The organism is Candidatus Dependentiae bacterium (assembly GCA_018266175.1).
In the GTDB taxonomy this organism is placed as follows: Bacteria; Babelota; Babeliae; order Babelales; family RVW-14; genus JAFEAY01.
The window spans coordinates 82,587-94,381 of record JAFEAY010000021.1 but is presented as its reverse complement, the minus strand read 5'-3'; the positions used below and the strand labels follow the sequence as shown (position 1 = coordinate 94,381).

Genomic DNA, 11,795 nt, shown 5'->3' with positions numbered 1-11,795 from the left:
AGCAACTGCATTTATCAGTCATTTTACTACATTTGTTTGATTTTACTATTTTTACGCCCAGCTTGCATAATAATTTACAATTAATAAATTATTGACTTGACGAATCTCCATTTTGTAGCATCAAAGTAGGATGTGGGGAATACATTTCTCAGGGGAAGAGCTTCGAGAGAATCCCCAAAGTATATTTTCAGTAAGCAATATAGTGCTTCAGGGGGGAGATTATGAAGTTGTTTGCATCACAAAAATTCTGTAAGACTATTTTTAAAAGCGTACGTCTTTTTTTGATTGTTTCTTTTTTGCTCAGCGTTCATCAACTCAATGCAAAAGCTGAATGGACCATTCTGGTTTATGCGCAAGCAAAAAATAATTTAAGTAATTTTGCTTATAAAAACTTTAATGATATGGCGATTGTTGGTTCAGGAACAAATCTTAATATTTTAGTTCAATGGTATCAACCAGATCAACAAGGTGTATGGCGATACAAAGTTGAGAAGGGAAAATTAATTCTTGACGTCTGCTTACCTATTAATACCGATGGCAATAAAGCACATGACTTGGTTGACTCGATGCGTTGGGCTGCCACTAAATTTCCGGCAGAAAAGTACTTTTTAATTTTATGGAATCATGGAATAGGTATTGTTGATCCGATTTGGGGAAATCAAAAGCCTTGGTCTTCAGGAAGTAAATTTGCAATAGATCCAAGCATCCTTAAAGATAATCCAAAAATTTGTATCAATGGTATCACGTGTGATGATCCAGGGGATGCAATTTTAGTTGAGCCCTCGGATTTAGACCAGAATAATACAACAACTGTTCATAGAGGTATTCTTTTTAATGAACAAAGTAAGACTTATATGAATAATCAGGTTTTGACCAATGCGCTTTCCGAAATCAAGACATCGGTGCTGAACAATCAAAAAATTAATATTTTAGGAATGGATGCTTGTCTTATGGCAATGCTTGAAGTTGGTTATCAGGCTCGTAACTATGCGGACTACATGGTTGCCTCGCAAGAGGTTGAGTTGGCTTATGGCTGGAATTATTTAACCTTTTTGCAATCATTTGCAGGTGGAAGAATGACTCCAGTGCAAGCGGCTCAATCGGTTGTTGCAAGTTATCAATCGCTTTATAAAGATAAGATTCAATTTTATACTCAGTCTGCTATAGATTTATCACATCTTGATGGCTTGAAAACAAGCCTTGATACTGTTGTTCAGTATCTTAGTCTTTGCCAACGTATTGATAAAGATTCTCTTGCTGAAGCAATTAAACAAGCTCGTCGTAATTGCTTACAATTTAGTGCTACCAGTTATATCGACTTACATTCATTTTTTGTTGAGTTAAACAAGAGCATTGCATTACTTTTTGATAAAAAGTTTTCGGGTAATTATGCTGTGGTTCAGCTCAAAGGTGCTGTTAATAAAGCGGTAAATAGCATTGAACAGAGTGTTGTTGCAAGCGCATCTGGAGCATACCTTTCTCGAGCAAAAGGGCTTTCAATTTACTTTCCGATGAATCATATTGATGGTTCATACCAACATACTGATTTTGCAAAAGATTCTTTATGGTTTAACTTTTTAAAAGAAATTGTTTATCGCTGATAACGGTTAAGAAAAATTATTGCGTTTACGTAACTTCCTTCCATACCCTGTGAAGAGTTGAATAACGGTTTTTTCAATTCTCTAGGAAGGAGAGTCATGAAGAATGCAATTTGCGATAACAAAAAGCGATTTATTTCAGCTGCATGCAAGTTACTTGTATGCAGCTTTTTCTTTTGTGCTCAAGCGCAAGAATCAGTAGCCTTGCACGATGATCAGGTAACTAAATCAAAAGCATCAACGAAAGCATGGACATTACTTACCTACATACAAGCAGATAATAGCTTGGCAGAATTTGCAAGTTATAACATGACCGCTATGCAAAAAGGAATGTTAGACGATACAAATGTTAATATGTTAGTGCAGTGGGATCAGCCGGGTAATAATAAAACATGGCGTTACCGTATTGTCCGTGGTGGAAAGATTGAAGATGATTCTTTGAGTCTTGAGATGGGAACTAATCCTTCTCAGGAAATTGTCGATTCAATGCAGTGGGCTGTTTCCAAATATCCAGCAAGTCATTACGGACTGATTTTGTGGAACCATGGTTCTGGCATTGAAGATTATTGTCGATCACGATTGAGCGTTCTTCTTCAAAAACATATTCATTCATGGATAGAACTTCCAGGTCTGCCGCATAAAAATTTAAGCGAGATAACCGATGGTCAGCGTGGTATTTTATACGATGATTCTCAGAATACTTGCTTAACAAACCAAGGTCTTTCCAGTGCCATGAGTGCTATTAAAACGATGCTTGGTAAAAAAATAGATTTGATCGGCATGGATGCATGCTTAATGGCAATGGTTGAAGTGTGCTATCAAGTCCGTCAATTTGCAGATGTCTTTGTAGGCTCTCAACAAACAGAACCGGGAGAAGGGTGGAACTATAGATCGTTCTTAGCAGCGCTTACAGCAAAACCAAGTCTTGGATCGTTGGGTCTTGCAACATCAATTGTTCAAGCGTATAAAGAATTTTATAAATATCACCCAGATGCAAGAGACTTTACTCTTTCTGCTGTCAGAATGGACTCGATTGATGAACTCAAATCAAATATCGATGACATAGCAAAAGGCATCATCTCTTGCGTGAGTTGCGATGCTCAAACAATGACAAGTATTTTAAGTAAAGCACGAAAAGCCTCTATTGAGATGTACTCTCCAGAATATATTGATTTGCATTCGTTCTGTACGGCGCTTTTGAATCAGCTGCAACGTACTGCTCCCAAGTCTGCAAAATTTTTGCAGAACAACCGTCCATTAAGCAAGCCAATGACGCCTGAATTTCAACAAGCAGCAAATAAGCTTACGGCATGCCTCACAACAGCTATGAAGACCATCTCTAAAGCGGTCATTATGAATGTTTGTGGACCGGCTCTTGCAAATGTTAAAGGCCTTTCTATTTACTACCCAAGTAAAGGAAGTATCGATTCATCATATGCAAAAACATTATTTGCTCAAGATTCAAGTTGGATGACCTTCTTAAAGAGCCTACGTGCATAAATTATAATCGAAAAATAAGCAGAAAAAGAGGAGTGCAGCCATGAAGCTAAAATTTTATACGGTTATTTTGAGCGGATCATTTTTAGCAGCTATTGCTTTGACCCAGTGTAGTGCCAGCAAGAGCAATAGTATGCTTCGTAGCCTTGCTCAGTGGTCAGTTCTTACGTACATTCAAGGCGATAACAATTTAGATCCTTTTGCTTATTTTAACGTCAAAGCCATGCAGAAAGGGGTACGCGCAACAGATCAGGTTCATGCACTGGTGCAGTGGGACCGTCCAAATGATAATAAAACATGGCGATTCCGCATCACTCCTGGCGGAAAAATTGAAGACGAATCACTTTCTTCTGAAATGGGATATCATCCACGACAAGAGCTTGTTGATAGTATGCAATGGGTGGTTAATAGCTATCCAGCATTACATTACGGACTCATTTTGTGGAATCACGGAAGTGGCGTAGAAGATTACAGCCCTGGAAGTCGTCAGAAGCGTCGTTATTATTCAAAATGGCTGCAACTTGTTGGCACATCGCCTGATGCTCAAGCTGAACGTGGTGTTTTGTACGATGACTCACAAGGAACTTGTTTGACGAACAGTGAGATGTCCGATGCGTTGCGTGATATCAAGGGGATTATTGGAAGAAATCTTGATCTTCTTGGGATGGATGCATGCCTGATGGCAATGTTTGAAATTGCTTATGAAGTGAAAGATTTTGTTGATTATTTTGTTGCATCACAAGAGCTTGAACCTGGTGAGGGTTGGGAATATACGAGTATGTTTAATGCATTAACAACTATGCCCACAATCACTCCTGCTCAACTAGCAAAGACCATAGTCACTGGATATGCTCGTTATTATCGCAAGCGTGGTGATACTGCTGATTTTACCATGTCCGCATTTGATCTAACTCAAGTAACTGCTCTTGATATAGCATTGAGCAGAATTATAACAACGCTCAATGAAGCAAGAAAACTTGATCCTATAGGAGTAAAGAGTGTTGTACGTAAAGCGCGTGCAGCTTCTCTTCAAATGGATGTTAGTGAATATATTGATATGGGAACATTTTTTGCGGAGCTTTCTAAGCGATTTGGTGATAAAGGTAGAGATAAAGAGCCTGCTGCTCGGAAGCGACTTGCCTATAATAAATCAACAAAGGTAGTGCGCAGTGCCTTATCGTCTGGGCTTGCTCAGATTAATAATCTGATTATTGGCAATGCTACCGGACCTTTGCGTGCTCGAGCTCGTGGTGTTTCAATTTATTACCCTTCAAAAGGAGCGATTCATAGTTCGTATCGGCAGACTGCATTTGCACAAAATAGCAATTGGCTTAATTTTTTAAAGCAATACGCTGAGTAGGTGTATATTGCATCTTGCTCAATTTTAGGTACCTTAGTAACCCTGCACCGGCAGGGTTATTCAATTTAGGTGCAGTTTATCTTTTGTAATAAGGAATATTCATGACACAAAAAAATGAAAATATTTTAGTTGTTCCACGAGCAAAAATTTTTACAGATCAGCCGTTTCATGGGTTTTTACCGTGCAGTAATTTTGATGCTTATCAAAATATCGTTGAAGAACATAAGCAGTTTTTGCCTCGCTCAGAAATGGAGCAAGATTTAGCGTATAAGCAAATTATCCCTTATCTTGTTTTTACCCACGATAATAAATTTTTTCTTATGCAACGAGCAGGAACTGCTGGTGAGCAGCGGCTTAAAAACAAATATACACTTGGTATTGGTGGCCATGTTCGAGAAAGTGATCTTACTAGAAAAACAATTTTTGATTGGGCGATACGTGAATTCCAAGAAGAAATTGAGTATGATGGCTCATTATCAATTCAACCACTTGGCCTCATTAATGATGATACCAATCCCGTTGGACAGGTGCATGTAGGGTTTGCATTTCTTCTGCGTGGTGATTCTCCTCATATTGCCATACGATCAGAACTTAAACATGGTTCATTGTTATCGCTTGAAGCATGTGCTGAATTTGTGGAAAATATGGAAACATGGAGTCAGTTTGCATTTGCTCACTTACAAGCTCAAGGGCTCTAGAAAATTTATTAAGAAAATTATAAGGAACAACTGTGGCATTTTTACCAAATGAAATACGTCAATTTCTAGCGCATGTTGCATTGCAATTGCGTATCGACTCTTTACGTGCAACAACACAAGCAAAATCAGGTCATCCAACGTCATGTTTATCTGCAGCAGATATGATTGCTGCAATCTTTTTTCATATTTTACGTTATGATCTTAAAAATCCAAAAAATCGAAACAACGATCGCTTTATTCTTTCAAAAGGACATGCGATTCCAATTGTTTATGCAGCCTATAAACAACTTGGTGTTGTGAGCGACCAAGAGCTTTTAGAACTGCGTACCTTTGATGCTCATCTTGAAGGCCACCCAACTCCACGTTTTGCTTATAATGAAGCAGCAACTGGATCGCTTGGGCAAGGTTTATCGGTTGGTGTGGGTATGGCGCTTAATGCCAAAATGGAAAAATTAAACTATCGAACTATCGTTATGATGGGTGATGCAGAAATAGCTGAAGGCTCGGTATGGGAAGCAGCAGAGCTTGCTGCTCATTATCACTTAAACAATCTGATAGCTCTTGTTGATTGCAATCGCCTTGGTCAATCAGGGCAGACAATGCATGATCACGAAGTAAAGCGTCATGCTGATAAATTTGCCGCATTTGGCTGGCATACATTGATTATTGATGGTCACAATCTTGATCAAATTGTTGATGCGTTTACTCAAGCTCAAGCCGTATCTGAAAAACCTACTATGATTATTGCAAAAACATATAAAGGTTACGGGCTTGAAGGCATAGAAAACCTTAATGGCTTTCATGGAAAACCATTGAATATGTCTGAGCTTGAAGATGCTATTAGAAGTTTAGTTGCGCGATTTCATGAAGCTTCTCAGTTTGCCCCAAAAAAGCCATTTATTATGGCGCAACCTCATGAAAGTCACGAGCTTGAGCATCATCGTATGTCTGGCGGTCCACTGAGCATCATTAAAGATACTAATGGTGCGCTTTTTGCTCAGGGTAAATCGATTTCTACCCGTAAGGCGTTTGGTTATGCGCTTGCGGCCCTTGGTCGAGCTAACAGTGCTGTCGTTGCGCTTGATGGCGATGTGAAAAATTCAACGTACACCGATATATTTGAAGCGGAGTTTCCAGATCGTTTTATTCAATGCTTTGTTGCAGAGCAGAACATGGTTGGAGCAGCTGTAGGGTTGCAGGCTCGTGGAAAAGTTCCTTTTGCTGCAACATTTGGCGCATTTTTTACCCGTGCCCATGATCAAATTAGAATGGCGGGCATTGGTCGCAATGCGGTTCGCTTGTGTGGCTCTCACTGTGGTGTTTCAATTGGGCAAGATGGCCCATCGCAGATGGCGTTGGAAGATATTGCTTTAATGCGTGCTATTCCTGGGTCAATTGTTTTATACCCAAGCGATGGCGTTTCAACCTATAAACTTGTTGAGCAGATGGGTCATTATCATGATGGCATTTCTTACATACGTACAACACGAGCTGATGTGCCGATTTTATATGGCAAGCATGAAAACTTTCTTCTTGGTGAATGCAAAGTGATTAGACGTACTGGTAACGATCAGGTGTGCATTGTTGGTGCTGGAATTACGCTTTTTGAAGCGCTTAAAGCACATGAAACTTTGTGGGCACGAGATATTAGTGTTTCCGTAGTCGATTTGTATTCAATAAAGCCGCTTCCGGTTGAACAGCTTGTTGATCTAGCCCGTGACGCGAATAATAAAATTATTACGGTTGAAGACCATTATGTGCAGGGTGGTTTTGGCGAAGCTATTGCAAGTGCTCTTGTTAATACCGGTATTACCGTGCAAACCATGGGCGTGACCGGATTGTCTCGCTCGGGAACACCAGAAGAACTGCTTAATTTTGCAGGTATTGATGCACAAGCTATTGTGAAGGCTGTTGAGCTCATGCTGCGTTAGGTACATTTTTAGATATTTTTCTTGCAAAAATCAATTTATCTGGCACAATACTAGGTAATCCTGCCAAATGGTCGGATTAATATTCGGTTGGGGCTGTAGCTCAGTTTGGTTAGAGCGTCCGCCTGTCACGCGGAAGGTCGTGGGTTCGAGCCCCATCAGCCCCGCCAACTGAAGCTCTTTGGAGCGAAAGTTGGCGGGCCACCTTTTTTAAATGATTCATATTTAATAGAAACAGTGAGCGAAAGTTGCCCACCTAAGCTTTAGCGAAGGCGGGCTGATTTGTGTATTATGTATATCTCTTAAGATCAATAGTTTTTCCTAATCAAACCTATATTGGTTATACAATTAATCTAGAGCGACGCTTAGAAAAGCATAACTCTGGTGGATCGGTTCATACGGCAAAGTATAAGCCGTGGCAACTAATAATGTACCTGTGTTTTAAAGATGAAATTACGGCGATTGAATTTGAAAAATATTTAAAATCTGGTTCGGGTAGTGCATTTGCAAAAAAACGACTATGGCCAGAAGCAAGAAATGGTTAAATATTCCCCCTCCCCCAAATTATGTTCAAGTATGTATCAAAAATAGAAGATCATTGTTTATCCTTCCATTTCTCTTACAGAGGTATGATTCAGTGTGAATATTATTGAACGCGAACTCGATAATGTAAATGATATCAATTTAGATGTATTTAACTTCAGAATCATCGAAGAATATGTCATCCCAAACATGATTTGGGATCCACCATGATAGCATTGTTCATTCATAAATTATCGATGGAATCCATCAAACAAGCTTCAATAATATCTATCAAATCCCATCGTATAAAAAACTTTGTTGTAACTTATTCTGCTGGATCCCAAATCAAGTTTGGGATGACATCCTAGAAAATCGATAATCAACTGAGCCAGTGGGTCAATACAAAGAATTTGAATTATCGAGTTCGCGTTAAAAAATATTTTGTTGAAAGTTGCATTGTTTGGCGAGATTTTGCTGAGTTCATCAGCTTGTAAAAAAGAAATAGAAGAGGTAATTGCTCGAATCCAAGATATTGAATCACTTGATGTTTCAACGGTACCATTAAGCAAAGAAAAAGTTTTATGGTTCAAAAATAATTTAGGGTTTGCAGCGACTCGATATATTAGTTCACTTGAGCAATGTAATAAACAAGAGAGTCTTATGAATATTGAATTTGAAGCAAAATTTTTTGTTGATCCTGAATTATTCAAAAAAAAGCTTGAACAAGTTGGGGCTACTCTTAGAGTATCAGATCGGTTGATGCGCCGAAAAACATTTATTCTTCCTGTTGACGACTTAGAGGCTCAGAGAAATATGTGGGGAAGGGTGAGGGATGAGGGAGACCGAATAACAATGACCGTTAAGCATCTTTCATCAGCAACAAGCATTGATGGGGTTCGAGAAATGGAGCTTGATGTGAATGATTTTGATAAAGCATGCCTATTTATGCAGCTTACTGGATGTATTATTAAATCTTATCAAGAAAATTATCGAGAGACCTGGGAGATTGATGGTTGCCAAGTTACTATTGATCGATGGCCAGGGCTTCAGCCTTTTGTAGAAATAGAAGGTCCTGATAAAAAAAGTGTCGAAGATTTGTTAGCTCGTTTTGATGTTAAGGCTGAAGAGATTTTTTTTGGTAGTATCGATGTTGTGTATGAAGAACGTCTTGGTATTCCAACGGTTGTATTTAATCAACTACCGTGTGTAACTTTTTCGACTATTGATGAACTTACCAAAAAACATGGACATTGATTTTTTAATTAAATGTTATTTTCTAGAATGACTTTCTTTTTGTAGGGCACTATGTACATGGTGCCCTCTTTTTACAGTAAGTTGATTGTGGTTTTAATAAACTTACTCAACTTTAAAATATTCATGGGTTTCTTGTAGTTATCAATTCTTTGACTTTTTACGCTTCAGTTTTATACTTCTCCACACTCATTTGGTTTAACGGTTTTATCTTTTAATGTTTTCTGATTAACGAGGTCTTATGTCATTCTTGAGATATGTTTTTATAACGGCTCTTATGCTGTTGCCATCTTTTTGTGACGGTATGAAGAGTAACCGTGTTTATGCTCTTGACCCAGAAGAACAAGCGCGTTTGCTTTATGACACTGAGTTGACCGTTTTGAGCAATCGGATAAAGCAATTATTTTTAGAAATTGAGCACGTGAGTAGTCAGCTTAATGGGATGTTGAGCTTAAAATCACTCTATGCATTGCATAAAGAGTCAGCATCAGATCAAAATATTGATTGGTATTGCAGTCGTTTTTTACATTACGGGTCGGATGCTATTAAAAACCAAGGTCTCCTTGTTTATTGTGGATTGATTTTGTCCAGAGAATGTAAATATGTACTTGTTCGAATTGAGGAACTTGCAACAGTGAATCCTCTTTTAGGCGTGCTCTATGAAATATTCAAAACGTCCCATGCAAAACTACAAAGCTCAATTATCAAAGGTTATAACCACCTTGATGATTATGGAAAATATTCTTTTGCCTGCTATTTCTACGAAACAAATCCCGAGTTATTTGTAGGTGATTGCAAGGCTACTGACGAATTTATCAGGCTTAATATTGAGTTTACTGCGCAAGCAAAGCGTGGACTCATGGATGAGCTTAATGTTTCATTAAGCCATTAATTTTGCCAATAATAGACAGCTTTTGAGAAACGCTTTTTTTAGTGCTAGACTTACAAAATGAGTACTAAAAAAAGCGTTTTTTCACTTTTATCTCCGTTTGCGCCATCTGGCAACCAGCCAGAGGCAATTGATCAGCTTAACCAAGGCCGTCCTGGAAAGTCTATATTGCTGGGTGTAACTGGCTCGGGTAAGACCTTTACGCTTGCAAACGTTATAGCCAAGCAGAACAGACCAGTTTTGATTTTGTCGCCTAACAAAACGTTGGCTGCTCAGCTCTACGAAGAGTTTAGTCTTTTCTTTCCTAACAACAAGGTTTGCTATTTTGTCAGTTATTATGACTACTATCAACCAGAATCGTACCTGCCAGCCCAAGATATCTACGTTCCCAAAGAGACTAAAATTAACGCCGAAATTGAGCGGTTACGTGTTGAAGCTACCGCATCAATTATCAACAGAGACGATGTTATTGTTATTGCATCGGTTTCGGCTATCTATTCTTTGGGTAACCCGTGGGATTATCGCGAGCTCACCTTTTCGCTCAAGGTTGGGCAAAAAATATCCCGTAAGGAGCTCATTGATAAGCTCATTTTTATTCAATACAAACGTAATGATGTTGAAACAACTTCAGGGCTTTTTCGTGTCATGGGCAACACGATTACGATTAATCTTCCTTATTTTCGTGATAACTTGCGCATAGAGCTGTTTGGTGATGAAATTGAACTTTTAGAGCTTATTGATAAGCGTGAAAACAAAGTGCTTTCAACGCTTGATAATGTTTTGATTTTTCCAGCAAAACATTTTGTAACAACCGAAGAAAAGCGCAATAATGCCGTTGCATTTATCAAGCAAGATTTAGAGCTTGAAGCAGCAAAAATTGAGAACCCGCTCTATCGAGAACGATTATTAACCCGTATTAAGCACGACCTTGATATGTTGCAAGAAACAGGTTACTGCTCAGGAATTGAAAATTACTCACGTTATTTTGATGGTCGCTTACCGGGTGAAGCTCCCTATCCACTGTTTGATTTCTTTGATCGTGATTTCTTGTTAATTATTGACGAGTCGCATATCGCGTTGCCTCAGTTGCATGGGATGTACAAGGGCGATCGAGCTCGAAAACAATCGCTCATCGAGTATGGCTTTCGACTTCAGGCTTCGTATGATAATAGACCTTTGAAATTTGAGGAGGTCGAAAAATACTTTAAAGACGTTATCTTTGTTTCTGCAACTCCGGGCGAGTATGAGCTTGAGCATGCAAAACAGGTGGTAGAACAGGTGGTTCGTCCAACCGGCATTCTTGACCCTGAAATTGAGATTGTTGGCCGAGAGGGGCAACTCAGCCATTTAATGCAACAGATTAATCAAACCACTGAACGGGGTTATCGGACCCTTGTTACGGTGTTGACTAAAAAAGCGGCAGAAGATTTAGCGCAATTTCTTGAGCATAAAAAAATTAAAGTCTGTTACATGCACAGTGAAATCAAGACTCCGCAACGAACAGAAATATTACATAAGCTTCGTTTGGGGGTTTTTGATTGTGTTGTGGGAATCAACTTGCTGCGTGAAGGTCTCGATTTGCCTGAAGTTGCACTGGTTGCGGTTATGGATGCCGATATTGAAGGTTTCTTGCGCAATGCAAAGTCGCTTATTCAAACCATTGGTAGAGCAGCACGCAACGCGCAGGGAAAGGTTATTTTTTATGCCGATCGGCTTACTGATTCAATAAAAAAAGCAATTTCAGAGACAGAACGTCGTCGAGCCTTGCAGATGGAATATAATCAGAAACATGGCATTACTCCACGCAACGTTGAGCGTGAGGTAACCAAGAGCATTTCTAAGCTTCAAGAAGATATCATGAAGGCGTCTAAGCTTGGGTCAGGAGTTAAAAACTTTAGGCCAAAGAGTGAAGAAGAAGCGCGCGCTTTTGTTACGCAGCTTGAAGCTGAAATGAGCCTTGCGGCAGAAAATCTTGATTTTGAAAAGGCTATTCAGTTACGTGAAAAGATTCTTGAATTCCGTAAAAAATATCTTAAAATCGTCTAATCATTC

9 protein-coding genes and 1 tRNA gene are annotated in these 11,795 nt (G+C 39.0%); all 10 read left to right on the top strand.

The annotated features are described in order from the left end of the window. Window positions 1-221: 221 nt before the first annotated feature. The 10 genes from JST56_04560 to uvrB all read left to right on the top strand — a co-directional run bounded on the left by JST56_04560 (window position 222) and on the right by uvrB (window position 11,789). On the top strand, window positions 222-1,601 hold the full coding sequence (locus JST56_04560) for a hypothetical protein (GenBank protein ID MBS1988238.1): 1,380 nt from the start codon (window positions 222-224) through the stop codon (window positions 1,599-1,601). A gap of 96 nt (window positions 1,602-1,697) precedes the next feature. Then, the gene (locus JST56_04555; GenBank protein MBS1988237.1) at window positions 1,698-3,098 is read left to right on the top strand and encodes a hypothetical protein; all 1,401 of its coding nucleotides are present in this window, start codon (window positions 1,698-1,700) and stop codon (window positions 3,096-3,098) included. 40 nt (window positions 3,099-3,138) lie between these two features. Then, window positions 3,139-4,455 (top strand): hypothetical protein, encoded by a 1,317-nt coding sequence (locus tag JST56_04550; GenBank protein MBS1988236.1) that lies wholly within the window; start codon window positions 3,139-3,141, stop codon window positions 4,453-4,455. Window positions 4,456-4,556: 101 nt separating this feature from the next. After that, window positions 4,557-5,153, top strand: a complete 597-nt coding sequence (locus JST56_04545; protein ID MBS1988235.1) for a hypothetical protein — start codon at window positions 4,557-4,559, stop codon at window positions 5,151-5,153. 32 nt (window positions 5,154-5,185) lie between these two features. Next, window positions 5,186-7,084, top strand: a complete 1,899-nt coding sequence (locus tag JST56_04540; GenBank protein ID MBS1988234.1) for a transketolase — start codon at window positions 5,186-5,188, stop codon at window positions 7,082-7,084. An 89-nt stretch (window positions 7,085-7,173) separates the two neighbouring features. Next, a tRNA-Asp gene (locus JST56_04535) sits at window positions 7,174-7,251 on the top strand. Window positions 7,252-7,365: 114 nt separating this feature from the next. Further along, a complete protein-coding gene (locus tag JST56_04530) occupies window positions 7,366-7,626 on the top strand; it encodes a GIY-YIG nuclease family protein (protein ID MBS1988233.1) in 261 nt (86 codons plus the stop codon). 418 nt (window positions 7,627-8,044) lie between these two features. Continuing rightward, window positions 8,045-8,857, top strand: coding sequence for a CYTH domain-containing protein (locus JST56_04525; GenBank protein MBS1988232.1), 813 nt, complete (start codon window positions 8,045-8,047; stop codon window positions 8,855-8,857). A gap of 238 nt (window positions 8,858-9,095) precedes the next feature. Beyond that, window positions 9,096-9,746 (top strand): hypothetical protein, encoded by a 651-nt coding sequence (locus tag JST56_04520; protein ID MBS1988231.1) that lies wholly within the window; start codon window positions 9,096-9,098, stop codon window positions 9,744-9,746. A 57-nt stretch (window positions 9,747-9,803) separates the two neighbouring features. After that, window positions 9,804-11,789, top strand: a complete 1,986-nt coding sequence (gene uvrB, locus JST56_04515) for an excinuclease ABC subunit UvrB (protein MBS1988230.1) — start codon at window positions 9,804-9,806, stop codon at window positions 11,787-11,789. The last annotated feature ends 6 nt before the right edge of the window (window positions 11,790-11,795 follow it).